The 24,654-nt window shown below is 47.6% G+C and carries 26 protein-coding genes; 10 read left to right on the top strand and 16 right to left on the bottom strand.

What is annotated here, in order from left to right:
* Positions 1-147: 147 nt before the first annotated feature.
* On the bottom strand, positions 148-1,188 hold the full coding sequence (locus H6G45_RS10365; protein WP_190598370.1) for a Fe(3+) ABC transporter substrate-binding protein: 1,041 nt from the start codon (positions 1,186-1,188) through the stop codon (positions 148-150).
* Positions 1,189-1,399: 211 nt separating this feature from the next.
* Between H6G45_RS10365 and H6G45_RS10360 the strand changes: the two genes are divergently transcribed.
* From H6G45_RS10360 to H6G45_RS10330, 7 genes are all read left to right on the top strand, one after another.
* Positions 1,400-2,164 (top strand): MotA/TolQ/ExbB proton channel family protein, encoded by a 765-nt coding sequence (locus H6G45_RS10360; RefSeq protein ID WP_190598369.1) that lies wholly within the window; start codon positions 1,400-1,402, stop codon positions 2,162-2,164.
* 3 nt (positions 2,165-2,167) lie between these two features.
* The gene (locus tag H6G45_RS10355; protein WP_190598368.1) at positions 2,168-2,611 is read left to right on the top strand and encodes a biopolymer transporter ExbD; all 444 of its coding nucleotides are present in this window, start codon (positions 2,168-2,170) and stop codon (positions 2,609-2,611) included.
* On the top strand, positions 2,608-3,060 hold the full coding sequence (locus H6G45_RS10350; protein WP_190598367.1) for a biopolymer transporter ExbD: 453 nt from the start codon (positions 2,608-2,610) through the stop codon (positions 3,058-3,060). The genes H6G45_RS10355 and H6G45_RS10350 overlap by 4 nt, the downstream gene beginning before the upstream one ends.
* A 143-nt stretch (positions 3,061-3,203) precedes the next feature.
* On the top strand, positions 3,204-3,590 hold the full coding sequence (locus H6G45_RS10345) for a RidA family protein (RefSeq protein WP_190598366.1): 387 nt from the start codon (positions 3,204-3,206) through the stop codon (positions 3,588-3,590).
* A 137-nt stretch (positions 3,591-3,727) separates the two neighbouring features.
* Positions 3,728-5,014 (top strand): NADP-specific glutamate dehydrogenase, encoded by a 1,287-nt coding sequence (gene gdhA / locus H6G45_RS10340; protein ID WP_190598365.1) that lies wholly within the window; start codon positions 3,728-3,730, stop codon positions 5,012-5,014.
* A gap of 205 nt (positions 5,015-5,219) precedes the next feature.
* Entirely contained in the window at positions 5,220-5,639 is a 420-nt protein-coding gene (gene queF / locus H6G45_RS10335) for a preQ(1) synthase (protein WP_190598364.1), read from the top strand.
* Positions 5,640-5,813: 174 nt separating this feature from the next.
* Entirely contained in the window at positions 5,814-6,776 is a 963-nt protein-coding gene (locus tag H6G45_RS10330; protein ID WP_190598363.1) for a lysylphosphatidylglycerol synthase domain-containing protein, read from the top strand.
* 13 nt (positions 6,777-6,789) lie between these two features.
* On the opposite strand, the gene H6G45_RS10325 is transcribed toward H6G45_RS10330, so the two are convergent.
* The 4 genes from H6G45_RS10325 to pdxA all read right to left on the bottom strand — a co-directional run bounded on the left by H6G45_RS10325 (position 6,790) and on the right by pdxA (position 9,264).
* Positions 6,790-7,191, bottom strand: coding sequence for a ferredoxin (locus H6G45_RS10325; RefSeq protein WP_190598362.1), 402 nt, complete (start codon positions 7,189-7,191; stop codon positions 6,790-6,792).
* Positions 7,191-7,577: a DUF1257 domain-containing protein gene (locus tag H6G45_RS10320; protein WP_190598361.1), complete on the bottom strand. Its 387-nt coding sequence runs from the start codon at positions 7,575-7,577 to the stop codon at positions 7,191-7,193. Before H6G45_RS10320 ends, H6G45_RS10325 begins: the two co-directional genes overlap by 1 nt.
* An 82-nt stretch (positions 7,578-7,659) precedes the next feature.
* Positions 7,660-7,887 (bottom strand): DUF2997 domain-containing protein, encoded by a 228-nt coding sequence (locus H6G45_RS10315; RefSeq protein WP_190598360.1) that lies wholly within the window; start codon positions 7,885-7,887, stop codon positions 7,660-7,662.
* Between the two features lie 318 nt (positions 7,888-8,205).
* A complete protein-coding gene (pdxA, locus tag H6G45_RS10310; protein WP_190598359.1) occupies positions 8,206-9,264 on the bottom strand; it encodes a 4-hydroxythreonine-4-phosphate dehydrogenase PdxA in 1,059 nt (352 codons plus the stop codon).
* Positions 9,265-9,364: 100 nt separating this feature from the next.
* Between pdxA and H6G45_RS10305 the strand changes: the two genes are divergently transcribed.
* Both H6G45_RS10305 and tgt read left to right on the top strand, forming a co-directional pair.
* Entirely contained in the window at positions 9,365-9,475 is a 111-nt protein-coding gene (locus H6G45_RS10305; RefSeq protein ID WP_190598358.1) for a PetM family cytochrome b6-f complex subunit 7, read from the top strand.
* An 88-nt stretch (positions 9,476-9,563) separates the two neighbouring features.
* Complete coding sequence (gene tgt, locus H6G45_RS10300) at positions 9,564-10,688, top strand: tRNA guanosine(34) transglycosylase Tgt (protein ID WP_190598357.1); 1,125 nt, start codon at positions 9,564-9,566, stop codon at positions 10,686-10,688.
* A gap of 13 nt (positions 10,689-10,701) precedes the next feature.
* On the opposite strand, the gene H6G45_RS10295 is transcribed toward tgt, so the two are convergent.
* From H6G45_RS10295 to mraY, 6 genes are read right to left on the bottom strand one after another with little or no spacing between them, the layout of a single operon-like run.
* Positions 10,702-11,037 carry a XisI protein gene (locus tag H6G45_RS10295; protein ID WP_190598356.1) on the bottom strand — a complete coding sequence of 112 codons (336 nt, stop codon included), beginning with the start codon at positions 11,035-11,037 and terminating at the stop codon, positions 10,702-10,704.
* Positions 11,025-11,483 (bottom strand): XisH family protein, encoded by a 459-nt coding sequence (locus tag H6G45_RS10290; RefSeq protein WP_242018129.1) that lies wholly within the window; start codon positions 11,481-11,483, stop codon positions 11,025-11,027. The genes H6G45_RS10295 and H6G45_RS10290 overlap by 13 nt, the downstream gene beginning before the upstream one ends.
* Positions 11,455-13,023 carry an FAD-binding oxidoreductase gene (locus H6G45_RS10285; protein WP_190598355.1) on the bottom strand — a complete coding sequence of 523 codons (1,569 nt, stop codon included), beginning with the start codon at positions 13,021-13,023 and terminating at the stop codon, positions 11,455-11,457. Before H6G45_RS10285 ends, H6G45_RS10290 begins: the two co-directional genes overlap by 29 nt.
* 16 nt (positions 13,024-13,039) lie before the next feature.
* On the bottom strand, positions 13,040-13,534 hold the full coding sequence (locus H6G45_RS10280; RefSeq protein ID WP_190598354.1) for a DUF3368 domain-containing protein: 495 nt from the start codon (positions 13,532-13,534) through the stop codon (positions 13,040-13,042).
* Positions 13,531-13,800, bottom strand: a complete 270-nt coding sequence (locus tag H6G45_RS10275; RefSeq protein ID WP_190598353.1) for a UPF0175 family protein — start codon at positions 13,798-13,800, stop codon at positions 13,531-13,533. The genes H6G45_RS10280 and H6G45_RS10275 overlap by 4 nt, the downstream gene beginning before the upstream one ends.
* Positions 13,801-13,818: 18 nt before the next feature.
* Positions 13,819-14,916, bottom strand: a complete 1,098-nt coding sequence (mraY, locus tag H6G45_RS10270; protein WP_190598352.1) for a phospho-N-acetylmuramoyl-pentapeptide-transferase — start codon at positions 14,914-14,916, stop codon at positions 13,819-13,821.
* A gap of 113 nt (positions 14,917-15,029) precedes the next feature.
* Between mraY and H6G45_RS10265 the strand changes: the two genes are divergently transcribed.
* On the top strand, positions 15,030-16,865 hold the full coding sequence (locus tag H6G45_RS10265) for a mechanosensitive ion channel family protein (protein ID WP_190598351.1): 1,836 nt from the start codon (positions 15,030-15,032) through the stop codon (positions 16,863-16,865).
* 12 nt (positions 16,866-16,877) lie between these two features.
* On the opposite strand, the gene H6G45_RS10260 is transcribed toward H6G45_RS10265, so the two are convergent.
* The 5 genes from H6G45_RS10260 to nifJ form a co-directional block, all read right to left on the bottom strand.
* Positions 16,878-18,032: an ATP-dependent 6-phosphofructokinase gene (locus H6G45_RS10260; RefSeq protein ID WP_190598350.1), complete on the bottom strand. Its 1,155-nt coding sequence runs from the start codon at positions 18,030-18,032 to the stop codon at positions 16,878-16,880.
* A gap of 101 nt (positions 18,033-18,133) precedes the next feature.
* Positions 18,134-19,165, bottom strand: coding sequence for a dihydroorotate dehydrogenase-like protein (locus tag H6G45_RS10255; protein WP_190598349.1), 1,032 nt, complete (start codon positions 19,163-19,165; stop codon positions 18,134-18,136).
* Positions 19,166-19,184: 19 nt separating this feature from the next.
* Positions 19,185-19,667, bottom strand: coding sequence for a DUF29 domain-containing protein (locus H6G45_RS10250; RefSeq protein WP_190598348.1), 483 nt, complete (start codon positions 19,665-19,667; stop codon positions 19,185-19,187).
* Between the two features lie 17 nt (positions 19,668-19,684).
* A complete protein-coding gene (locus tag H6G45_RS10245; protein ID WP_190598347.1) occupies positions 19,685-20,134 on the bottom strand; it encodes a DUF29 domain-containing protein in 450 nt (149 codons plus the stop codon).
* 81 nt (positions 20,135-20,215) lie between these two features.
* Positions 20,216-23,818 (bottom strand): pyruvate:ferredoxin (flavodoxin) oxidoreductase, encoded by a 3,603-nt coding sequence (nifJ, locus tag H6G45_RS10240; RefSeq protein ID WP_190598346.1) that lies wholly within the window; start codon positions 23,816-23,818, stop codon positions 20,216-20,218.
* Between the last annotated feature and the right edge of the window lie 836 nt (positions 23,819-24,654).

Here is a 24,654-nt window from a genome sequence, read left to right as displayed (position 1 = left end):
GAAGAGTGGCAAGAAAAACACCGTACCCTCGGAGGTTTGAGCACGGCGTTTGATCCTGCCAAAACAATATCGTGTTTCGACCCCTATATGCAATTTATATGCAATAACTAGGGGTCAAAGTCTGGCAATTTTCCAATGCTTTTTGCATTACTGCCAGCCTACTTCATTCATTAAACGAGCTGAATCCGGTTGATAACGTCCCAAATTAGAAACATTGAGGGGGTCTCCTTTTAGCTGGCCATGGGCGGCAAGCACTGGATCAACGGGCACCCCTGAAATTACTGGATATTCATTGTTGCCCTCAGCAAAATAACGTTGGGCGTCATCGCTGGCCAGATATTCTAGAAAGGCGATCGCCGCGTCTCGATTGGGGGCATTTTTTAGCACCCCAGCCCCACTGACATTCACATGGGTTCCCCGCTCTCCGGGGCCGGTGTTCGGAAAGAAAAGGCTGACTTTTTCCACCACTTCTTGATCGGCGGGATCGGTGGACTTTTGCAGACGAATGTAGTAGTAACTGTTGGCGATCGCCACATCTCCGATTCCAGCGGCAATAGCGCGAATTTGTGCCGTGTCATTACCCTCTGGTTGCCGGGCAAAATTATCCACCAAGCCCTGTAACCAGCGGCGGGTTTCTGGCTCCCCATGGATGGCAATGCGGGACGCAGTTAGGGAAAGGTTATAAATATTACTAGAGGGGCGTACCAGAATTTTTCCCCGCCATTGGGGATCCGCTAGGGCCTCGTAAGTGGAGAGATCTGCTGGATTGACCCGGTCGCGACTGTAATACAACACTCGGGCTCTCTGGGTGAAGCCATACCATAACCCATCGGGGTGGCGCAGATTTTCGGGGATGCGCTCATTTAGCTTGGCGCTGCGCACCGGTTGGAAAAGTCCCGCCTGTTCCGCCCGCCATAACATACCGGCATCTACGGTGAATAAAATATCCCCCGGACTATTAGCCCCTTCACTTTGGATACGCTCAATCAGTTCTTCTGCACTGGCCTCAATGAGGTTAACCTCCCCAAAGGCATCGTAGAGGGCATCATCGGTGTTGTAATGCCGTGAAGAATAGAGGTTGATCGTGCGGGACTGGGCGGAGGCCCGCCGGGGCAAATTCGCTACTACTAGGGCAGTGAGGGCGGTGCCACCCACAAAAAAGGTCCGCCGGGAAATCTTGGTTGTCATCGAAGTCTAGGACAATGGATAGTGGGCAATTCAAAATCAAAGTAATAAATAATGCAGGCTTAACCCATTCCCATTAACCTGAACTAGGCTCCTCGTCTCGGCTTGTTTGGCTAGTTACAGTCAGCCCGATGGACATCTGGAGTGGGTCAACCTCGGATGATCAACTTTATTGCGAATAAAGTGCAATAATCCATAGATTATTGAAGCACTTGTGTCGGATAATTGCAAGAGATTATTATTTAGAAAATTCCCTTGTTTTCTGTCCATGGCCCCATACCCCCTGTTTTTGACTCAAACTCCGCGGCTGCTCGATGAGTTCCTGAAGGGGGGAATAGTAATGTTTCCCTTGTTACTGCTGTCCATCCTTGCCCTCACCACTGCCCTAGAAAGAGGTTGGTTTTGGAGTCGCCTACTGATTCAAGAAGACCAGGTTGTGCGGGATGTCCTCGATGCGGCGGTTGAGGATTTGGCAAAAGCCCGGTCAATTGCTGAACATGCCCGAAATTTAGCCATTGGTCGTTTTCTTCTAGCTCCTTTGAAGCTACGTCGCCCCAGTCCAGAAACCTTCCGTTTGGCCATGGAAGCCACCGCCGATAAAGAATTTGCCCGAATGCGACGGGGCGATAAACTCCTGGAAACCATTATTGCTCTAGCTCCCCTGCTGGGCTTGTTGGGCACCGTAACGGGCTTAATTCGTACCTTCAATAATCTCAATATCGGAGGTGGAGGCTCCAGTGCGGAGGCCAACCAGGCCGCATCGGGCATTGGAGAAGCGTTGATTACCACGGCAGCGGGGATGATGGTGGCGATTTTTGCCCTATTGGTATTTAGGGTTTTGGTTAGTTTACAGTCCCAACAAATGGATTATTTTGCCGCAGTGGGCAGTGAATTAGAACTTATTTACCGTGAAGTCTGGTACGAACCCCATCAACCAATGCCCAATTCATTAACGGCAACTAGAATTGCTGAGCCATAACCAATGAAAAGCCGAGTCAGGGGGGCAAGAACTCCAGGGATTAATTTAGTACCGATGATTGATGTCTTGATGTCGGTATTGACTTTTTTTGTGATTTTAACCATGTCTTTGACTGGTAGGGTGATTGCTGATTTAGATCCACCGGAGATCGCAGGCGGTTTTGCCAAAGAAGAGGCATTATTCCCCCAAACAAAGGTCAAGGCACCTAATTTGGATGTGGGTTTAAATCGTCAGGGTAAAGTTTTGCTGGGAGGTAATATTATCCAAAGGGATGAATTATTGCCGGCGATCGCCACTTTTTTAGAGACCAATCCCCAGGGGGAGGTGAGGTTAACAATAGATGGACAGTTAAATTATCAGCAAGTGGATAATTTGTTAGTCCAAATGGTGGAAGTAGGCGGCGATCGAGTCCTCTTGGTGGTGCGTAAATCAGACCCAGAGCTATGAAATTTAGACACCGACAAGACCGGGACAAATTACCGGAACTAGAAATCACCCCCATGCTCAATGTGATGTTGGTAGTGTTGGCTTTTTTTGTCGCCGTTGCCGCCAATCTAGCGGAAGAGGGGGCATCTTTGCTGGTTCGCTTACCCCAGGGAACCGAAACTACGGAGGTCCAAGCCGCCAAAGCGCCATTAGATAACCCGGAAGAGCCGCAATTTCTTCCAGTGGTGTTACACCCAGGGGGAAAACTCTCGGTGAACGATCGCCCTGTGGAAAAAGCTCAACTTCTACAGCAGTTGCCCAGCTATTTACAACAGTCCCCCCAGCGTTACGTTTACCTGCAGGTGTCAGGGGACGTTCCTTATCAAAGTGCCATCGAAATCCTCTCTAGCCTAAAGAAAGTGGGCGGCGATCGGATTTCCCTATTAATTGGTGCTGGTACTGTACCTTGAGCTGCGATGGAAGCAATGATCAATATCACTTGACAGTAAACTAGTGCTCCCTGCTCGAGCGAGGAAGGGGAATTCCCCCTCGTATCAGTTAATGGTTGAATGGGACAGAAAGCCTTTGTAGCTAATTGTCGACAACTAAAGCAATGCAAATTATTAACACCGCCCAAGCCCCGGCCCCCGTTGGCCCCTATAACCAGGCGATCGCCGCCAATGGTTTTCTCTTTACCGCCGGACAAATTGCCCTGGATCCCCAAACCATGACCATTGTGGGAGAAGGGAACGTGGAAGCCCAAGCGAAACAGGTATTGGCTAATTTAGGGGCAGTGTTACAGGAAGCAGGCTGTGATTGGAAAAATGTGGTTAAAACGACGGTTTTTTTGCAAGATATGAATGATTTTGCCGCTGTTAACGCCATCTATGCCCAATATTTCGACGAGGCGATCGCCCCGGCCCGCAGTTGTGTGGAAGTGGCCCGCCTGCCCAAGGATGTGTTGGTGGAAGTTGATTGTGTCGCTGTGTTACCAAGCTAGGGGAATGTCAGCCATCGATCCAGACTCCATGCTCTAATGGAACTATTGACCAAACAAATTTGTTCGCAATGTCAGGCCGCCCCAAGGGGGTATACCACAATGCCAACGGCGGCCCCAATGTTCCAGGAGTAGCAATTATGGCTGGATCTCTTTTTACCGATGCCAGTAAACGCCTCGAAAAAGCCCTTAAATATGTGGCCATTTCCGACGATGCCGGAGAAAGGCTGAAATATCCCAAAACTAGCCTCAGTGTTTCCATTCCAGTGCGGATGGACGATGGCTCCCTGAAAATATTTCCCGGTTACAGAGTGCGCTACGACGACACCAGAGGACCGGGGAAAGGGGGGGTGCGCTACCATCCCAACGTCACCATGGACGAGGTACAGTCCCTTGCTTTTTGGATGACCTTTAAGTGTGCCCTGTTAAATTTACCCTTCGGGGGAGCCAAGGGGGGCATTACCCTCAACCCGAAAGAACTAAGTCGAGCAGAATTGGAACGCCTTAGTCGGGGTTACATCGAGGCGATCGCCGATTTCATTGGCCCGGACGTCGACATTCTAGCTCCAGACGTTTACACCAACGAAATGATGATGGGCTGGATGATGGATCAATACAGCATCATTCGCCGTAAAATCAGTCCCGCCGTTGTCACCGGCAAACCCGTCACCATGGGGGGCAGTCAGGGACGGAACACCGCCACTGGTACCGGGGCTTTTTTCATCATGCAGGCCATGTTGCCCAAATTTGACCGGTATCCGGAAAATACCACCGTGGCTGTCCAGGGCTTTGGTAATGCGGGCATGGTAGTGGCGGAATGCCTATACCAAGAAGGCTACAAGGTGGTGGCCATTAGTGATTCTCAGGGGGGCATTTACAACGAACAAGGGGTGGATATTCCCGCTGCCATTGACTACAAACAACACAACCGCAGTTTGGCTGGCATGTATTGTGACCAGACCCTGTGTGATTTGGGGGACAATCAACAGTTGAGCAACGCTGAATTGTTAGCCCTGGACGTAGATGTACTGATTCCCGCCGCCCTGGAAAATCAACTTACCGCCGACAATGCGGATCAGGTGAAGGCCCGTTACATTTTTGAAGTGGCTAATGGCCCCACCACCAGCGGCGCCGACGATATTTTAGTCAGCAAAGGCATCTACGTTTTTCCCGATATTTTGGTCAATGCTGGGGGGGTGACGGTGAGCTACTTTGAATGGGTGCAGAACCGCAGTGGGCTGTACTGGAGCGCCAAGGAAGTTAACGATCGCCTGAAGGAAAAAATGGTGGAGGAAGCAGAACAGGTGTGGCACATTACCCAGGACTTGGAAGTGAGTGTGCGGACTGCGGCCTATATCCATGCCCTCAACCGCTTGAGTGAAGCAATGGACGCCAAGGGCACCAGGGACTACTACCAAGATACCTAGGCTAACCTTTTAGAGTTTCTTTCCAAAAACCCCCTGACTCTCGAGTTGGGGGAAAACGGGAAACCGTCCCCCAGCATTGCCGGCGCTTTAACTGGTCAATTTAGGGCGCAAACTAAAACTTTGCCACCAAGCTCTCAGGAAAAATCTGAAATAATGGGGGGTAGGGTTTCTTCTTTCCAATCCCGTCCATTTTTCACTGTTCACCATGGCCGAAACTGCAATTACCACCAGCGATAACGTCGAAAAGTATGGCGAGCGGGAAATTCGGGATGCTCAACTGATTACTTTCCCCAATCCCCGCCCAGGCCGTTGTTACGATGTTCACATCACTCTGCCGGAATTTACCTGCAAATGTCCTTTTTCCGGTTACCCTGATTTTGCCACCCTTTATCTGACCTATTGTCCCGACCAAAAGGTGGTGGAACTCAAATCTATTAAGCTCTATATCAACAGCTACCGCGATCGCCATATTCCCCACGAAGAAGTGACCAACCAAATTTTGGATGACTTTGTGGCGGTGGCCAATCCTTTGTACGCTAGACTGAAAGCTGATTTTAACCCCCGGGGTAATGTCCATACGGTGATTGAAGTGGAATATCACCAACAGGATAGGCAAAACAGTTAAGAAGAACTCTGTCCCAAAAGAGTCTTTTAAACAGGTTGATATTTCCCCCCCTCGGCCCACTGAAGCTCCGGCAACATGGGGCCGATTCTTCCCACAATGGGGGGTTAGGGAGCTTTGCCAACCCACTCTAACCATTGGTTTTCCAGCTTGTTTCTGTTCTATTGAGGTGAGGCCATGACCGCCTGGCAAAAGCTACAAAAAATTGCGCCGGCGGCGATCGGGGCCTGCTTATTTGTGCTTTCCATTGGGGCCATCCATTCGGAATTGCATCACTATGGTTGGCAAAATGTTTTGGCAAGTTTCCAGGGCATTGTCAAAACCCGTTTGGCTGGAGCCTTTGCGCTCATGCTCATCAACTACATAATTTTGACTGGCTACGACACCCTGGCCATGTTTTATCTAGGGCAATCTTTACCCCTAGCCAAAACTAGTTTTGTGGGCTTTGTTAGTTACGCCATTAGTAATAGTGTTGGTCTAGCCTTGCTTAGTGGTAGTGCGATTCGTTACCGCCTCTATCAATCCTGGCAGGTTCCAACCTCCATCATTGCCCAGGCGATCGCCTTTTGTAACTTGAGCTTTTGGGTTGGTTTACTGACCGTGGGGGGCATAACTTTTGTGGTTGATCCCCTACAGTTGCCTGCCTTTCTCCATTTACCCTTTCTGTCTGTCCATCCCATCGGCTTTACTTTCCTCGCCATCATTGGGGTTTATCTGCTGGTGACGGGCAATTTAATCAAACCTTTCAAAATTGGCCGATGGCAAACTCCCAAAATTCCCTTTGCCGTGTCCTTAGCCCAAATTGGTCTGACGGCGGTGGATTGGATTTTAGCCTCGGGCATTTTATACGTCCTGTTACCGGGGCACCATCATCTGAGTTTTCCCGGCTTTTTTGGCATTTACCTCCTGGCCCAGGTGGCGGGGATTATCAGTAACGTGCCAGGGGGACTGGGGGTATTTGAGACAGTGGTGCTGTTTTTGTTGACTCCCAAATACTCCTCGGTGGAAGTTCTGGGAGCATTGTTAGCCTACCGAGTCATTTATTACTGGATTCCCTTAGGCAGTGCCAGCCTCAGTTTGGGAGCGTTTGAACTTTTTCAGCATCGACAGGAACGGCGGCAGAAATCTGGTTCTGAGTAGTTTTTCTGCCCAATCACATATGGGGATTGATTTGTGGATAACCCAAAGGACGAATCTGTTGGCTTTTCCGTTTTTTCTCTAACTGTTTGAGCTCGTCGTAGGGCACCCAATGGATGCAGTCCACCGGACAGGTGTCGATCGCCTCTTGGATTACCGCCTCATCATCCCCATTTTGGCTAAAGGCCCGGGAGCGGCCGTGTTCCTGCTCAATGGTGAAAGTATTGGGGGCCACGTGGGCACAGTTTTTGCAACCAATGCAGGTCACTTCGTCCACATAGACTCCCCTTTCCCGCAACTCCCCGCCCAATTCCGGCTCCAAACCAGAACGGTCATCGAAGTTACGCCAATCTCCCCCCAACTCCGGTTCCAGTCCAGAACGGCGATCGGGAGGAAAATTTAGATCAGCCATTACCATCACGCACTCCAGCGTTGCACCACCAACCGCACTGAGCCGTCTTCATTTTTTTGCTGTTCCGTTACAGCAAAACCCTGTTTAGCCGATTCATTAAGTACGGTTTCCAGAGCATAACCCTGGGTGATTTTTTGTAAAAATCCTTCCACCGATAGGGGTTGCTGCCAGTATTGTAAATCCGTCACCAGCTCATACTCCTGACCATTCCAGCTAAAGCCCAGGTCATAATCATTGCCTTGTTCGATTACCACCGCGGCCTTGGCGGTCAGACCGTGGTAGCCCCGCACCGTGGCCGGCCCTTCTTTCCAATCCAGCCCCAAGTTGGTCAGGGTGGTTTTCAACACATCAAGGTTACGGATGCGGGTTTTGATATTGCTAAAGTGAGACATAGGAAGTTACAAAAAAATTGGAAGAATCGAGTAGGCTGGTTTTTTAAACTTTATAAACAAAAATCACCAACTAAAGGGATTTTCAGGTTTCTCCAGGCCAACTGGAAAAGGTCTGGGACTGCTGAACCGACTGGTTCAACGGATTGGTTTGGGCAAAAAACTCCGAAGTGGTCTGCTGGGTAAGCACCACCCCTAGTTCGGCCTCGATCGCCGCCGTCACTTCCTGACAAGAGCGACCCACAATGCCGGTTACCGTTTCCTTCACCCGGCCGTCGGGGTAAATGACGAATTCCAGAGTTTCTAGATTCACGGTCAATCCTCACATGGGTGATCAAGGTGATAGTTCACTGTCTGGGTAATGGCCGGAGCTCCCCCAGTGACGAATCCTGGTCGATGGGGCCCGACGAACCAGAAGTTATTCTAGTTTTGGCCCAACTAGCCAAGAAACTGGCATAAATTGTAGCAAAAATTAACATTTCCTGGGGACGCAAACCTCTATGGAGAGCATAGGGAAGCGATTATTTTGGCGATGGCTTTGCCTTTTCTGAGAAAAAAGAAAATTTGGTTGGTTAGGACGTAATACCAGTTTGTCAGAACAGAAAAATCTAATTTGTTTCTGAAAAATACCTTAGTTAGTATGATTAGCCGATGGCTGGGATCTTTGCTCAACTAGTTCAGCGGCCAGTTTAATGGCGGCAATCATGCTGTCAGCTCTAGCGATACCTTGCCCCGCAATGTCAAAGGCAGTGCCGTGGTCGGGGGAAGTACGGACAAAGGGTAAGCCAATGGTGGTGTTAATAGCTTGATCAAACGCTAGCAATTTAACGGGAATTAAACCTTGGTCGTGGTACAAAGCCAAGTAAGCATCGGATGCCGTCGTTTGGCCATCGGTTAACCAAGCTTTTCCCGGACTGACCCACATGGTATCCGGGGGAATGGGACCAATTAATTTGGCCTGGGGATATTTTTTTCTAGCTTGCTCCAACCAGGGAATCAACCAATTTTGTTCTTCCTCCCCTAATTTGCCCTCTTCACCGCTGTGGGGATTTAAACCGGCGATCGCCACGGATGGTTTGTCAATGCCAAAGTCTTGGGCTAGGCAAGTTAACAATAAATCTAGTTTGCTGTCCATTAACTCCGGGGTTAGGGCCGATGGTACAGCTTTCAAAGGAATATGGGTGGTGGCTAGCAGGGTGCGTAAAGTCCAGCCAGTAAAAGGCGATCGCCCAACAAATGCCATACCAAAACGTTCTACCCCAGCCCGGCTTGCTAAAACTTCCGTTTGCCCTGGGTAATTATGTCCCGCCGCCTGCCAAGCGGATTTGGCGATCGGGGCAGTGACAATGCCGGCAAATTCCCCTGCCAAAGTTCTGGCGATCGCTTCATTCAAATAGGCAAAACTGATGGCCCCACTAATTGCATCACCCCGGCCCACGCTAACCTCCTCGAGGTTGGGATGGTCTACCTCCAGTAAATTAATCTTTTCTGGATCTGCTAGGTTTAAACCCGGATTTTTGGCCAACAGTTGCCCATGGGTTTGGGTCAACACAGAACGGGAACCGATCACCGTTAACTGACAAATTTGGACTAACTCTGGTTCAACCAGGGCTTTGAGCACTACCTCTGGACCAATGCCCGCCGGATCCCCCAAAGTCAAAATTAAACGGGGCAAACTCATACAATCCATACTCAATCAGGTTTAAGAGGATATTCCTATGGGATAATGAACCACCGACGACAAAGATTTTTTCATCCCAAATTATTCATCCCCCATTGAGGAATTAACTATGACCGCTGAAAGCATGTTGGCCAATGGCGCTTTTATCATGATTGGCCTGACCCTACTGGGAGTGGCCTGGGGTTTTGTCATTATCAAACTCCAAGGTAGCGAAGAATAGAAATTCCTGGGCCAAGGCGGTTTGATCCCTCCTGGTTTGGGAAAAAATATTGAAGTGATACTGATACCAGGACTATTAACTGTCCATTGTGCCATTGCCTAGTGTGAATTTTACCTATCAGTGCCAAGCCCGGTGTTCCCATAGCCAAGCCAGGGCTGGAATTTTTCAGACTCCCCATGGGCCGGTGGAAACTCCCCGTTTTATGCCCGTGGGTACCCTGGCAACGGTCAAGGGCATTACCCCCGCCCAGTTAGCCGATACCCAAGCCCAAATGGTATTGGCCAACACTTACCACCTCCATCTCCAACCAGGGGAAAAGATCATTGCCGCCGCTGGGGGAGTGCACAAGTTTATGGGCTGGCCAGGCCCGATGCTGACGGATTCCGGTGGTTTTCAGGTTTTTAGTCTCAGTCAGCTACGCACCATCGATGAACGGGGGGTCACATTTCGATCGCCAAGGGATGGTCGTTTGATTGATATGACTCCAGAGCACTCCATTCAAATTCAAAATGCGTTGGGGGCTGACGTGATTATGGCCTTTGATGAATGCCCCCCCGGCCAAGGCGATCGCCCCATGGTGAAAAGGGCCACAGCCCGCACTTACCGTTGGCTAGAAAGGTGCATCGAAGCTCACCAAAGGCCTCAGGATCAAGCTCTGTTTGCCATCATCCAGGGAGGTACCTTTTTAGATCTGCGTTCCCAAGCAGCGGCAGAACTCATTGCTTTGGATTTACCCGGTTACGCCATTGGCGGAGTCAGCGTGGGGGAAGCGCCAGCCTTAATTGACAAAGTAGTACAACACACCGCCCCGTTATTGCCAGCCCATAAACCCCGTTACTTGATGGGGGTAGGCACCTATCGGGAAATGGCTAGGGCTATTTTTGCGGGCATTGATTTGTTTGATTGTGTTATTCCCACCCGTTTTGGTCGCCACGGCACAGCCTTAGTACAGGGGCAACGGTGGAATTTAAAGAATGCCACTTTCCGCGAAGATTATCGCCCATTGGATGAAACGTGCCCTTGCTATACCTGCCAAACTTTTTCCCGAGCTTACCTCAACCATTTGATACGTTCCAGGGAGATGTTGGGTTATATTCTGCTTTCTTTACACAATATTACGGAATTAATTCGCTTCACCCAAAGCATTCGTCAGGCAATTTTAAATGATACTTTCACCAAAGATTTTGCCTATTGGTTAACTCCACCGGAGTAAATTTAGGATAAATTTAGGCGATCGCAAATCCAGTGTGGGGGCGCACCGACGGCTCCTGGAATCCCAGAACAATGGCTTCTTTAGGAATACCATTAGCAATTAGTTCATTAGCAATACCATCTTCAGTTCCATCACGTTGTACCCAAATTTTTCCCTCACGAATTTCAATATGGATCAAGCATCCATGGTAATGCCGGTTTCCCTCCCATCCTTCAGAAAGGATAGCGTATTGATCATTTGCGGGGTCAAAGACTGCGAGATTACGGACATTAACGTTGGCATAGTTAATCTCTGTATAGGGTTGTAAAGTAATACAAATAATTTGACGATAATGATTTAGAATATCCATCGGGTAATAATCTCCTGATCAGGGTCAAATGACAAAAGTTGTACGACATTACGTTCTAGAAGAAGTTTGCCAATTTCTTCTTCAAATAAGTCGAAGAAAACAGCTTCACGGATAGCAAGAAAAAGCAAACGATCAGGCTCTAAAACATTAAGTACATTTTGATATAAGACAAATTGACCCAGTGCATTTTCAAGATCTTGAATCTCAGATGCACCGACAAAGCTTTTAATCTCAACAGCAATTTTTTGGCTTCCTTTTTCAGCGGCAATCAGTTTTTCTGCACCTAAATCGATGAACAGATCTTTTTTTCCAAGACGTAAACTTAAAGGATCTTTTGTGATCGTCCATCCATCCTTGATTAAAGCAGTTTTGACCGTGTTGTGGTAAATGTCTCTCGCGGGCATGGTCGGCTTCCATTTAATGATGAAAATCATAGCCAGACCCATAATACCAAGCCTCTAGGCGACGTTTTTGTTCAAAGTTAGGGTTGGCAAATAGGATATTTTTAGCCAAAGGATAAGCTAAACTGTAACCCGCTAAGTTGGCATAATGACCTAACCATTCTAGCAAAGCTGGTAGACCAATTTGGGGCAATAAAGGTAACACGATGAGCGGATTTACCCTCGGCAAAGTTTGGGTTAGACCAGACCATTGGATTACATCTTGTAAAAAAGGTCCCATGACTTCTTGACCTTGCCGATCCATGACAGTAAAAACCGCATTCATTAAGCGATTAATTTGATCTGGATCTGATTTTTGTCCAACTTTAACCCCCATGGTTTGTTGAAATAACCAAGTAACCCCGATATTAGGTTGGTAGGGTTGCAAAAGAGCCAGATCTGCCGTGGTCAAATAATCCCCTGCCAAAGCTTCGCCAATGGCCTTAGTTAACCGTTGTAAATGGCGGACCATGGCGCCGAAACCACCAAAGCTAACAGGGGATTGACTGGCGGCACTGTCCCCCACGGCTAGTACTCGATCCCAAGGAAAATGTAGAGGGCTAGATTTATAAGCCGGGAAAAAACCAGATAAAAACCGTTGCCATTGCAGTTGGTCTAGATTGATTCTTTGATACTCAGGTAATAGACGAAAATATTCCTCAAAAAGAAATTCTAAACTGATACGGTCTGGATGCACATCTACATAGGTAAATAAATAGGTGGTGCGGCCATCCCGAGCAGGAAAAGCTTCCCAAAAGTATTGGCAATTGTTGGCAATCCCGGTGGTGGTGGCAATTAAATCTCCAGTGCTGTTGTCAGAATACCCCTGGGCACAACTACCAACAACAAGGCAAATTCCATCGGGGATTTCCCCTTGTCGAGCTTGATTTACTAAAGGAGAACCGTGGCCCATGGCATCAATGAGCAAACGGCTGGTTAGTTTTTGTTTGACTTGATTTTCTCCACTATGCTGATAATTAATAGTAACTCCATCGGGGTGAATAGTTACTTTCTGAAAGGCACTATGCTCTAATAATTTGCCTCCGGTTTGGAGGAATTTTTGCTTAAGTTTTTCTAGTAAATAAACTGGGTCTACACCCACATTTAAAACATTTTCCACCCAAAACTCTTGCCCGCCATGGAAGGCAATGCGACCGGGATTATACTCACTGGCGATCGCCGTTTCCAATTCTTCTGGGGTGAGTAACTCTAATTCAACAAAAGTTTGTAATTCCTGACGAGAAATGTTCCATTCCTGGGTGCGACCTTGTAATTTGCCCCGTTCTAGGACGGCAATGCGCCAACCATTGGTTTGTAAACTGGCAGCCAATAAAATTCCCAGGGTACCACCGCAAATTACTGCGTCAAAATCCGTTTTCTCCAAGTTGATATTAACTTTTTGAACTACTTCAACAACGGAAGGTAAATTTCCCTGACATAGGGCCTGCCAACGCTGATCTAAACGTCGTAGATAACCCAAGGCATCTCCTGGCACAGAATTAAGTTTAGATTCCACAAAAGCTGTGGGCGTAGTTACATAGTTCATTTAATCAATTTTTTAGTTAAATTTCCTGGGCAAAAGTTAGGATGCGTTCGTATAGTTGGGAGCTAACCCGAAATCCTGCTTGATTGATCAAATTGTCAACAATTGGTTTCACTTGCGGGATAAGATTTATTTGTTTGGCAACAAGCAAAACTCCCAAAATTCCGACTATTGACAACCCTAAGCGAGTGGCCTCCCTTCTCCCCAAACGTTCATCCATTAGTAAATCGTCAGCCTGTAAATCAATGGCCAGGGCTATGGCATGGGCTTCTCCATAATCAAGTCCCCGTTCCCTTTGTAGTTGTTCAGCTAATTGATAGCTGGGGGGACTGGGCAAGCGGGTTTGAATCCAATCTAATTGGAGAATTAAGGAAATTTTGGGGTTAGTGGCGACGGCAATTTCGCTGGCAACAGCTTCTGGAATAATTACACTTTTATAAATTGCTTGTAACAACCAAAGATGATCCACAACAGCAAGATTAGCAATAGCCGAGGTGTCACTAACAACAATCATAGCCAACTGCGACTTTGCAGATGCTGAATGTCCTGTTCAAATTCCTCCATATCGTAATGAATACAAATTCCCCGATCTGATAGGAGTTTTTGAAATTCCATAATTCCCATGGAGGAAATTTTACTGGCACGACTTAGGGAAATTTGTTCTTGTTCAAATAGGGCAATGGCAATTTCCCGAAGCCAATCATTCTGATCGAAGTTTCCTACCTGACTTAGGCGATCCGGTAGGTTTAAAGTGATTTGCATTGGACTACCATCAACCACTACCCTTAGATTCTACTGTTATACCGTTGCCATAGCCACGATCGCCAAGAGGGTATTGATAAGGTAAAAGGAGCCCACAATCTGGGTTTCGGTCCAGCCGCTTAGTTCTAAATGGTGGTGGATGGGGGCCATTTTTAACAACCTTTTGCCTACGCCGTCGGGGCCTTTGGTGGCTTTGTAGTAACCCACTTGGGCAATGACGGAGAGGGATTCCGCCAGGAAAATGCCGCTGATCAATAGCAGCCCCCAGAGGTTGCCGGTCATGATGCCTACGGCCGCTAAACTACCGCCCAGGGCTAAGGACCCCGTATCTCCCATAAATACCCGGGCAGGATTATGGTTATGGTGTACAAAACCAATACAGCCACCGGCCATGGCACAGCAGAAAAAGGCTAAGGCGGGATTGTCCTTTGCCACCAATAAACCCAACCCCACAAAGGCGATCGCCCCGGTGCCGGCCGCTAAACCATCCACCCCATCGGTCAAATTGGTGGCATTGCTTTCCGCCACTAGGGCAAAGGTTGCCACTAACCAAAAAAGGAAACCCAGGGGTAAGACAAATTGCACAATGCGAATGTTGGTGATGTCCGTTGGCCCATAAAAAAATAGCCAAGCGCAAAAAATAACGGCGATCGCCACCTGTAAAAATAATTTCTGTTTAGGAGTTAAGCCTCTATTGGATTTGTATTTTAAAATTTGCCAGTCATCCACCCAACCGATCGCCATATAACCCAAAGTTACCAAGGCCACCACCATGACATCAGGGTTAAACTGGGTGCCCACCACGGCGATCGCCACCGCCACGGGTATAAAAAAAATTCCCCCCATGGTAGGAGTACCCGCTTTTTTTAGATGACTTTGGGGGCCGTCGGACTGGATCACTTGGCTTGCTTTCAGATTTACCAACATTGGTACCACCGCCATCCCAATTAGGGCAGTAACCAAGGCCGTAAAACCAAGGGCAATCAGTAATTTAACATTGCCCAGCCAAGGCAGACCTGCCCAGCCACTCAACAGGGCCATCAGGGCTAAAGCCAAGGCCCAGAGCAAGATTAGCAAAGTTTTACCGCTGGGATTTTTCCAACTGGGAAGGGACGAAGATTTTGCGTTGGCCATAGTCAAAAAATTAGTTCAGGGGTTGATCAATGACGTTTTCTCCATCAGACTAGCATCAAGGTTGCTGGCCTTTGGCTGTCGATTTTGCTGACAGATTGTAAGTATCAAGAACCATGCCCTTAATTACCAAACTAAAAAAATATCGACGCAAATATCAACGCTTCTTCTGGCTCGGTTGTGTTGTTTTAGCCCTACTACTGATCATTCCCCATCCCAGCCAAGCTCAGTTTGTGATGCCCCAAGGCTTTGGCACCCAGGGTGATTATCAACCCCCCGGAGTTTCCCGTTATGGCCCCATCGAAGTGGCCCCCGTACGATCGCCCGTTGATAACAGTTTTTTGTTTGATGTGGCATCTCCCACCGTGTATAACCGCCAAGAGAATACCAGCGAGGTCCCCGTAGAGCAGAGAGCCCAGGACATTGAAAGCAAACTGGAATTGGCTATTTTTACACGGGACATGAATCCCGATGATCTAAGGGTAGAAACATCTCGGCTTAACAATGTGGTGGTGGTTACTGTTAGCAATGATGATTATCCCCTCCCCCTGGTGCTGGCCTCCGTTACAGAAAATGATGCCGACTTTAACGGGCAACCTATCGATGTTTTAGCAGAGCAATGGCGGGAAAAACTGGATAAAGAAATTCGTCGGGGCCAGGCCAGCACTACCCCAGAAGCCTTACAGCAATCTTTTACTAAAGCTTTCCAAATATTTGCAGTGCTTGTGGTGGCAACGGTCATCATTGGCGGCATTAAATATCTAATTTCTCGTTATCATCAAAGGCTTCTCAAGCAGAAACAGGCGATCGCCGCTGAAAAACAAGCGGAGTCGGAGAGCTTAGCTAACCATGATCCAGACCCCATAGAAGTTAGTTATACTACCCCGGAAGTGCTAGGGGAACAACAACGGCTCTTTTGGCAAAGATTACCCCAAATACTTAGTATCGACCGCAAAATTGGTTTTTGGCAGTTTGTCCAGTGGCTATTATTTTGGGTCATTATCCTCGGTTGGTACTTTGGCTTATTTGCCATCTTCCGGGAAATTCCTGGCCTAGCCACCCTCAGTGGCGCAATTTTAGGCAGACCCCTGCAATTACTACTACTATGGTTTTTCATCGGTTTAGTCATTCGCATTAGCCATCGCCTCATCGAATTGCTACAAAGCAATTGGCAAAATAATAATACCGCTGGACTAAATAAATTTATTAATCTGGGGGATAACCAACGGCGAGATCTGCGTATTTCTACCATCGCTGGGGCTATCAAAGGCATGGTGACCGTGGTGATTACCGCCAGCGGCCTGTTAACAGCCCTGACCATCGTGGGGATTCCCACCGGTTCCGTGGTGGCGATCGGGGGTTTATTAGCCTTGGGCATTTCCTTCGGTGCCCAAAGCTTGGTCAAGGATTTGGTGGATGGATTTTTGGTGTTAGCGGAAGATCAGTATGCCATCGGGGATGTAATTGATGTGGGCTTCGCCGCCGGAGGGGTGGAAAATTTAAACCTACGGGTAACCCAATTACGGAGTGCCGGAGGGGAATTGGTCACCATTCCCAACAGCGCCATCACCCAGGTTAAAAATCTGACTCGTTCTTGGTCTCGGGCTAATTTAAGTGTAAATGTGGCCTATGACACTGACCCAGCAAAAGCCATTAACGTCCTGCGCCAGGTGGGGGAAGACCTGTACAACGACCCGGAATGGCACGACAAAATGCTGGCAGTTCCCGATGTGTTGGGCATTGATAGTCTTACCCATGAGGGCATGAGCATCACCATCTGGATTCAAACAGCCCCCGCTCAGCAGTGGTCAGTGGGGCGAGAATTGCGTTTCCGAGTGCGTCAGGCCCTGACGGAAAATAACATCGAAATCGGTGTTCCCCGGCAGATATACACCACTAATGCGTCCGCCAACCCTCCCTTTAGTGCGCTTGAATCCAGTGCGGAAAGTTAGTATTCCCGGGATTCAGACCTCTCCTAGGTAGATGCCCAACGATTTGGCGGTTTTAACCATAAAGCCATCCTTGTCCACCGGGAAAGCACAGCGGTTTTCCTGGTGACATTTTTTAATGATGCCGATAATGGGCTGCAAATCAGTGTGCTCCACTTGGCCATTGCGCCAAATCACCACTTGGTCATAAATACCCTGTTCAATCAATTCCACTGCCTTGATGCCAAACACTGTCGCCAATAGGCGATCGAAAGATAGAGGTGTGCCACTCCGCTGTAAATGGCCCAGGGTGGTAGCTCGAATATCCAAATCGATTAAATCACAAAAACTAGGATCTTTAATTTCACACAGATGCTGGCTGGTTTGACTAATTTTTTCCGCTAGATAGTCAGCAATATACTTATCCTTTTGTTCGTTTTGATCATGGACACCTTCAGAAATAACAATGAGGGCAAAATGGCGGCCAGATTGACGCAAATTCACCAGTTGGTCACAGCAACCACGGATAACTTCTGGAGTTAGGCAGGGGGTAATTTCGGGAATTAAAATGATATCAGCTCCACCGGCAATACCCGCATGGAGAGTCAAATGCCCCGCATCCCTTCCCATTACCTGGACAATGATAATGCGTTCATGGCTAGCGGCGGTGAAAGTGAGGTCGTATAAAGCTTGGGTAACAATGTCCACTGCAGTACTAAACCCCACCGCCAAATCGGTAAAAGGCACATCGTTATCAATGGTTTTAGGAATAGCAATAATATGCCAATTTCCCTTGGTAGCTAAGTCATAAATAATATCTAAACTGCCATCGCCACCAACAACAATGAGCGCTTCAATGTCAAGCATGGCATAACCTTTAAGGATGGCAGCGGCGATATCCGGCTGTTCTGGATGCCCTTTACTCAAGGAACCTAAAACGCTACCGCTGAGAAATTGCAACACATCCAAACCTTTGAGCATTCCGGGCAGAGCATAGCCATGTTTGGTCAACAGTAAATCTTCTGCTTGGTATTTTCCATGGGCGACTTCAACAAAACCATCGGTGCCGTAGGGAATGCCATAGACTTCCCACCCCTTGAGAGCTGAGGCCTTAACCACTGATCGAATAATGGCATTGAGGCCAGGACAATCACCACCACTGGTTAAAATTCCAATCCGTTTTATGCCCATACCAAACCCCCTTAATTTACCCGTAATTTAAGTTCTTCAATGGCCGATCCATGGTCAAAATCAAACCCAAATCTATCGGCAATCACTAATCTGCTAGTCTATTAACCCACTGGTTCAAAGGGATCAAGTGCCTTCCAAATGGGGGCATAGGTCTGTAGAGCTTTGACATATTGCACCCGCTCGAAGGCAGTGGGATCGGGGCAATTAAGTTGGCTCATACTACCCTGCATTTGCCGCACAGATTCATATTCGTGCTCTTCCATCCAATGGGCTAAACTATTTTCTAAAGTGTGGATATAGCCGATGCCGTGGCGTAGTAAGGCACTGACCAATTGGGTGACTTTTGCCCCGGCCATTAACACCTTGACCAAATCTACTGTGTGTAAAATTCCACTAGTAGCAGCCAAGTCGCAGTCAATGCGCCCATATAAAATTGCTAGCCAATGTAAGGGAAGGCGCATACTTTGGGGGGTACTGAGCAAAATATGGGGATAAACTTCGAGGCTTTCTAGGTCAAAATCTGGCTGGTAAAAACGATTGAACAAAACTAGTCCATCAGCGCCATGATCGGCAAATTTTTTCGCCATATAGGCCATATTGCTAAAGAAGGGGGCAATCTTAACAGCAATGGGAATTTTAACTTCAGCTCTGACAGTTTTTACGATGTCAAGATAATTCTTTTCCACCTCGGTACCAGGCACATCTAGATCTGTAGGTACGTAGTAAATATTGAGTTCAATGGCGTCAGCCCCGGCCCCTTCCATTTGTTGGGAATAGTCTAACCAGCCTCCTAAGGTAGAGCCATTTAAGCTACCAATAATAGGAATATCTAAACTCTCTTTGGCTAGGCGAATATGGTTGAGATATTCCTCGGAACCAACATGAAAAACCTGAGGTTCAGGAAAATAAGTCAGGGCTTCGGCAAAACTGTTGGTGCCATGGGTTAAATGGTGATGCATTTCCAATCTTTCTTGCCGCAATTGTTCTTCAAAGAAGGAGTGGAGTACGATCGCCGCCGCGCCACTATCCTCCATTTTTTTGAGATTGTCTAAATCTTCTGTCAATGGGGCACAGGAGCCGACCACGAGGGGAGATTTCAGGTCTAAGCCGAGGTATTGGGTAGTGAGATCCATGATGTTAATTTGTTAGTTGTTAATTGTAATCTTCGTAATATTGGGGAAAGAAACCGTCGGGCAGAAAAGTTCGATCAAGAATTTCGTCTTCTGCAAAGGGATTAGTCTCAGGAAAGATTTCTCCACTGGCCCCAGTTTCAATGGCGACCATCTTACGGGCATGGTTATAGCACTCACCTAAAATATTATGAAAATGTTCCCGCAAACTGGGGCTTTGCAAAAGACATTGATAAATTTTCTTTCTACTTTGATCAATCATTATTTTCCAGTTATTTGACCAGGTTTCTGGCAGATATTTCCATCTAAGAAAATGCATCAGAATAATTACCAAATTCTCCCGAAGAATGCCTTTTTCTATATGATTAATTGATTGAATTTCTTCTGCTAAATTTTCAAAATCAAGCTCCTCTAGCTTATTCTCTTTTAAACAGCTAGCCATTGTCTCTAACCAGAGATTAAAATCTTGATCATAAAGGAGAGTATCACTTGCTTTTATAGTCATTGTCATTACCTTTTTTGCTATTTTGGTAAAAATTCTTGATCAAGAATTTCCTCTTTTGAAAACGGATTGAGTTTGGGAAATCGACTAAGGTCAATAGTAGTTTCAATGCTAGCTTCTTTCCTGGCTCTCTCATAGGCTCCACCAAGTACTAAATCAAAATGACGTTTAAGACTAGGGCTTTCGGAGAACTGATCGAGAATCCTTGCTCTATGTTCGTCAATGCTAAGCCTCCAACTATTGGATTGTTTATGGGGCTGATATTTCCATTTAAGCAAGTGCATTAACAGAACCTCCAAATTACGCTTTAGAGACTTTTTTTGACTCCGCCCCATATCTTCAATTTCTTTAATTAAATTTTGACAGTCTAATTGCTCCAACTGACGTTCTTTGAGAAGAATTGCCATGGTTTTTGCCCATAGACACCTGTCTTGCTGATAAAGATTTCCCGTATTAATCAGAGTTGTCATCAGGTTTGCCTCGTACACTTTGCCTAATAGCTAATAGATAGACAGGGGAACAGGTAGGATTCTGTCCCCCTAATGTCAATTCTAAATAGATTGAGCAGGAGCTTTGCCGGGGGAAAGAGCACCATGGTCATTCCCATTGCTGTTAGAAGCACCTAGGGAACGTTTCGCCAGGTATTCATACATGGCCCAACGGGTAGTGACATCACTCTGGGCTAGTTTCATTAAACGTTTGGCTTCCTCCGGCTGACTACGGGTGAGCATGGCAAAGCGATTCTCCGAATACACCGTTTTATCAATGGGGATTTTGGGCGATCGCATATCCAGTTGGAGAGGATTTTTGCCTTGGTCTGTTAGCAATGGGTTATAGCGATAGAGTAACCAACGGCCGCTGTCCACCAATTCTTTTTGATGATTCATGGCGGTGGTCATGTTGATGCCGTGGGCAATGCAGTGGGAGTAGGCGATGATCAGGGAAACGCCGGGATAGGCTTCCGCTTCCATAAAGGCTTTGATGGATTGTTCGTTTTTAGCGCCCATGGCAATGCTGGCCACATAAACGTTGCCGTAGGTCATGGCCATTAAACCCAGATCTTTTTTGGGAGAAGCTTTACCCCCAGCGGCAAATTTAGCCACGGCGGCCCGGGGGGTGGCCTTCGATGCTTGGCCCCCAGTATTGGAATAGACTTCCGTATCCATGACCAGAATATTGACGTTGTGACCACTGGCCAGCACATGGTCTAAACCGCCGTAACCAATGTCATAGGCCCAGCCGTCCCCACCGATGATCCAAACGCTTTTTTTGACCAGGTAGTCCGCTACGGAAAGAAACATTTTTGCTTGGGGAGTTTCCAGATTTTGTAAGCGGTTCTTAACCTGTTCTATCCATTGTCGTTGCTCGTAAATGTCGGCTTCCGTGGTTTGCTGATTTTCTAAAATTTCCGTTACCAGGGTTTGCCCCAATTCTTCAGCAAAGGTTGTGAGTAATTCCCCGGCAAATTCGGCCTGCTTATCGATCGCCACTCGGAAACCAAGGCCAAATTCAGCATTGTCTTCAAACAGGGAATTGGACCAGGCAGGGCCCCGACCGTCGGCATTTTGGGCCCAGGGGGTGGTAGGTAGGTTGCCGCCATAGATGGAGGAACAACCGGTGGCATTGGCCACCAACATCCGATCGCCAAATAATTGACTGACAAGTTTTAGATAGGGGGTTTCTCCACAACCGGCACAGGCACCGGAAAATTCAAATAATGGCTCCTGCATCTGCTGATGGCTAATTTTGTTGAGATTTAACCCTAGGCGATCGGGATTGGGTAAATTTAAGAAGAAATCCCAGTTGGTTCGTTCCTGTTCCCGCAGAGGTAGCTGGGGCTCCATATTGATGGCCCTTAATCGGGGTTGGGATTTATTTTTCGCTGGGCAGACATCTACACAAATGCCGCAACCAGTGCAATCCTCTGGGGCAACCTGGATCGTAAATTTAGAACCTTGCCAATCGTGGTCTTTGGCGTTGGTGGATTTGAAACTCACCGGAGCGTTGGCCAATTCTCCCTCTTCGTAAACCTTCGCCCGAATCACGGCATGGGGGCAAACAATGACACATTTACCGCACTGTACACAAACATCGGGATCCCAAACGGGAATTTCGTGGCCGACGTTGCGTTTCTCCCATTTAGTGGTGGCCGTCGGATAGGTGCCGTCACAGGGTAGGGCACTCACTGGCAGGTCATCCCCTTGGCGGGCCATGATTTTGCCCAATACTTCCCGTACAAACACCGGAGCTTGGTCGGGCACCACCGCTTTCATTGCCGTAGCATTGTCATCCACTGCGGCAGGAATGGGCACTTGATAAAGATGGGCCAGGGTGGAATCCACCGCTTTAATATTCATCTCCACAATCTCTTGACCCTTTTTGCCGTAGGTTTTTTGGATCGATTGCTTGATTTTGGCGATCGCCTCTTCCCGAGGTAAAACCCCTGCCAGGGCAAAGAAACAGGTTTGCATCACCGTATTGGTGCGGCGACCCATGCCCGCATCCCTGGCCACTTCATTGGCATTGATAGTGTAAACCGCCAGGTTTTTGTCAATGATGGCTTGTTGAACTTTGCGGGGAAACTGCGACCAAATTTCCTCCGGACCGTAGGGACTGTTCACCAAAAACACACCACCATTAATGGCCGGTTCCAACACCTCAAACTGTTCTAAAAATTCCCACTGGTGACAGGCGACAAAATTGGCTTGGCTAATTAAATAGGTGGAAAGAATCGGTTTGGGGCCAAAGCGGAGATGGGAAACGGTCACCGAACCGGACTTTTTCGAGTCGTAAACAAAGTATCCCTGGGCGTAATTATCCGTATCTTCCCCAATGATTTTGATCGAATTTTTATTGGCTCCCACCGTACCATCGGAACCAAGACCATAAAAAATAGCCCGCACCACCGAGTCCGCTTCAGTGGAAAAATTGGGATCATAGTCAATGCTGGTGTGGCTGAGGTCGTCGTTAATACCTACGGTGAAATGGTTTTTCGGCTCAGCCTGTTGTAAATGCTCCAACACCCCTTTGACCATGGCCGGGGTAAATTCCTTGGAGGATAAACCGTAACGTCCGCCGACAATTTTCGGCATCATGCCCGCTTCAAAAAAGGCTGTCAGCACATCTTGATAAAGGGGCTCCCCAATACTTCCCGGTTCTTTACACCGATCCAATACGGCAATTTTCTGGACGGTTTTAGGTAGGGATTTAACTAGGCGATCGCCAGCGAAGGGACGATAGAGGCGCACTTTTAATAAACCGACCTTTTCCCCCTGGGCAGTTAAAAAATCCACCGTTTCCTGGGCTGTTTCTGCGCCGGAACCCATCAGCACCATTACCCTTTCCGCCTCTGGATGGCCAAAATATTCGTAGGGACGGTAATGGCGACCGGTTAACTGGCCAAACTCTGCCATCACCTGCTCCAGCACTGCCGGATAAGCGTCATAGAAGGGATTCACCGTTTCCCTGGCTTGGAAATAGACATCGGGATTTTGGGCTGTCCCCCTCAATTTCGGGCGATCGGGAGTTAACGCTCGTTCCCGGTGAGCCACTACATCTTCATCCTTAATTAAGCTGCGGAGAACGGATTCCGGTAACAACTCAATTTTTTGTTCTTCGTGGGAAGTGCGGAAACCATCAAAAAAGTGCAGTCCCGGTATCCTGGTGGCAAAGCTTGTCGCCGTGGCAATCAGAGCAAAATCGTGGGCTTCCTGTACAGAATTGGAGCTTAGCAAGGCAAAGCCAGTGTTACGGGCCGCCATCACATCACTGTGATCACCAAAAATGGATAAACCCTGGGCTGCCAAAGAACGGGCCGCCACATGCAACACCATGGCGGTTAATTCCCCCGCAATTTTGTGCATATTGGGCAACATCAACATCAAGCCCTGGGAAGCGGTGAAAGTAGTGGTCAAAGCCCCCGACTGCAACGCACCGTGTACTGTCCCAGCGGCTCCCCCTTCACTCTGCATCTCCACCACCAAAGGCACCGTTTTCCAAAGGTTGGGACGATGTTCAGAAGCCCACGCATCCGCCCATTCCCCCATGGGAGAAGAGGGAGTAATGGGATAAATGGCAATGACTTCACTCAACTGATAGGCCACCCGGGCCACCGCTTCATTACCATCGAGGGTTGCATAGGTAGGTAAACTCATAAACGAATCGTCCTCAAAGGATTTAGCAAGGGCAAACAATACCCAAAATGTGGAAAAAGGCAGTTAATTTTTCTAGGTGGGAAGACACTGCCGGACAATTATACAAATCGAAAAAATCACTAAAAATAGCTATAGGTCAACGGAGATTTAACAACTTTAGAGTTGTTTTTGTTGATATTGATTGAACTAAATTTCCCAAAATCTTAGCTGAGAAATGAAGCTATGGATTGAGCGGTCACCAATGGTGGTTGAACATGACGTTCCCTCTGGGGCTTAGTTTTATCTTGAACCCAAAATCAGAAAATGGAACAATTTCTTATTGTTTTTTAACGAGATTAAATACTGTGAAGTTTTGTAATTGATCCGTGCCAAGCAAAAGATTTTGCCTTAGCTATTGTTTGGATTGTCATGACAGCGGCAATATTAACTTGATTGTTGACTTCACTCGGATCGACTAGTTGATCAAATTTCAGCAATTTCTCCAAGAAATTAGCCCTAAGAAGTTTTTTTAAAGCTCCCTGTCCCACATTTTCCCCTCTCGCCAGCAATGTTGAACTGTTCCCCTCACTGGCGATCGCCGTTTAGCCATTCCCGCTTGCCTGGGGATAGTTAATTGTCACCAACAAACAAAATAACTACATGGTAAACAACGTTAGTTCAAAACTTTTATTACAATCAATCCTCTCTGTATCCACTTCACCAAATCAAGTCTAAGTCCAAGATCTGATTGACTGACAAAAGAAGTGAAAAGCAGTCTAGGTGGGGATTGTAGAAAAGAGGGGAGGTCGCGTTCTAGGATTAGATACCACTCAAAACCTGGAACGCTATGCATAATC

The organism is Synechocystis sp. FACHB-383 (assembly GCF_014698605.1).
GTDB lineage: Bacteria > Cyanobacteriota > Cyanobacteriia > Cyanobacteriales > Microcystaceae > Synechocystis > Synechocystis salina.
The sequence above is the reverse complement of the archived record's forward strand: the minus strand, read 5'-3'. Positions and strand labels throughout refer to the sequence as shown.

What these genes read in the sequence shown, in the direction of transcription:
- H6G45_RS10285 (WP_190598355.1), bottom strand. Translation starts at nt 13,023, where the DNA reads ATGAACTATGTAACTACGCCCACAGCTTTTGTGGAATCTAAACTTAAT.
- H6G45_RS10280 (WP_190598354.1), bottom strand. Translation starts at nt 13,534, where the DNA reads ATGATTGTTGTTAGTGACACCTCGGCTATTGCTAATCTTGCTGTTGTG.
- H6G45_RS10265 (WP_190598351.1), top strand. Translation starts at nt 15,030, where the DNA reads ATGCCCTTAATTACCAAACTAAAAAAATATCGACGCAAATATCAACGC.
- H6G45_RS10330 (WP_190598363.1), top strand. Translation starts at nt 5,814, where the DNA reads ATGACCGCCTGGCAAAAGCTACAAAAAATTGCGCCGGCGGCGATCGGG.
- H6G45_RS10295 (WP_190598356.1), bottom strand. Translation starts at nt 11,037, where the DNA reads ATGGATATTCTAAATCATTATCGTCAAATTATTTGTATTACTTTACAA.
- nifJ (WP_190598346.1), bottom strand. Translation starts at nt 23,818, where the DNA reads ATGAGTTTACCTACCTATGCAACCCTCGATGGTAATGAAGCGGTGGCC.
- H6G45_RS10290 (WP_242018129.1), bottom strand. Translation starts at nt 11,483, where the DNA reads ATGGGTCTGGCTATGATTTTCATCATTAAATGGAAGCCGACCATGCCC.
- gdhA (WP_190598365.1), top strand. Translation starts at nt 3,728, where the DNA reads ATGGCTGGATCTCTTTTTACCGATGCCAGTAAACGCCTCGAAAAAGCC.
- H6G45_RS10350 (WP_190598367.1), top strand. Translation starts at nt 2,608, where the DNA reads ATGAAATTTAGACACCGACAAGACCGGGACAAATTACCGGAACTAGAA.
- queF (WP_190598364.1), top strand. Translation starts at nt 5,220, where the DNA reads ATGGCCGAAACTGCAATTACCACCAGCGATAACGTCGAAAAGTATGGC.
- H6G45_RS10255 (WP_190598349.1), bottom strand. Translation starts at nt 19,165, where the DNA reads ATGGATCTCACTACCCAATACCTCGGCTTAGACCTGAAATCTCCCCTC.
- H6G45_RS10365 (WP_190598370.1), bottom strand. Translation starts at nt 1,188, where the DNA reads ATGACAACCAAGATTTCCCGGCGGACCTTTTTTGTGGGTGGCACCGCC.
- H6G45_RS10260 (WP_190598350.1), bottom strand. Translation starts at nt 18,032, where the DNA reads ATGGGCATAAAACGGATTGGAATTTTAACCAGTGGTGGTGATTGTCCT.
- mraY (WP_190598352.1), bottom strand. Translation starts at nt 14,916, where the DNA reads ATGGCCAACGCAAAATCTTCGTCCCTTCCCAGTTGGAAAAATCCCAGC.
- H6G45_RS10305 (WP_190598358.1), top strand. Translation starts at nt 9,365, where the DNA reads ATGACCGCTGAAAGCATGTTGGCCAATGGCGCTTTTATCATGATTGGC.
- H6G45_RS10325 (WP_190598362.1), bottom strand. Translation starts at nt 7,191, where the DNA reads ATGGTAATGGCTGATCTAAATTTTCCTCCCGATCGCCGTTCTGGACTG.
- pdxA (WP_190598359.1), bottom strand. Translation starts at nt 9,264, where the DNA reads ATGGATTGTATGAGTTTGCCCCGTTTAATTTTGACTTTGGGGGATCCG.
- H6G45_RS10245 (WP_190598347.1), bottom strand. Translation starts at nt 20,134, where the DNA reads ATGACAACTCTGATTAATACGGGAAATCTTTATCAGCAAGACAGGTGT.
- H6G45_RS10355 (WP_190598368.1), top strand. Translation starts at nt 2,168, where the DNA reads ATGAAAAGCCGAGTCAGGGGGGCAAGAACTCCAGGGATTAATTTAGTA.
- H6G45_RS10320 (WP_190598361.1), bottom strand. Translation starts at nt 7,577, where the DNA reads ATGTCTCACTTTAGCAATATCAAAACCCGCATCCGTAACCTTGATGTG.
- H6G45_RS10345 (WP_190598366.1), top strand. Translation starts at nt 3,204, where the DNA reads ATGCAAATTATTAACACCGCCCAAGCCCCGGCCCCCGTTGGCCCCTAT.
- H6G45_RS10250 (WP_190598348.1), bottom strand. Translation starts at nt 19,667, where the DNA reads ATGACTATAAAAGCAAGTGATACTCTCCTTTATGATCAAGATTTTAAT.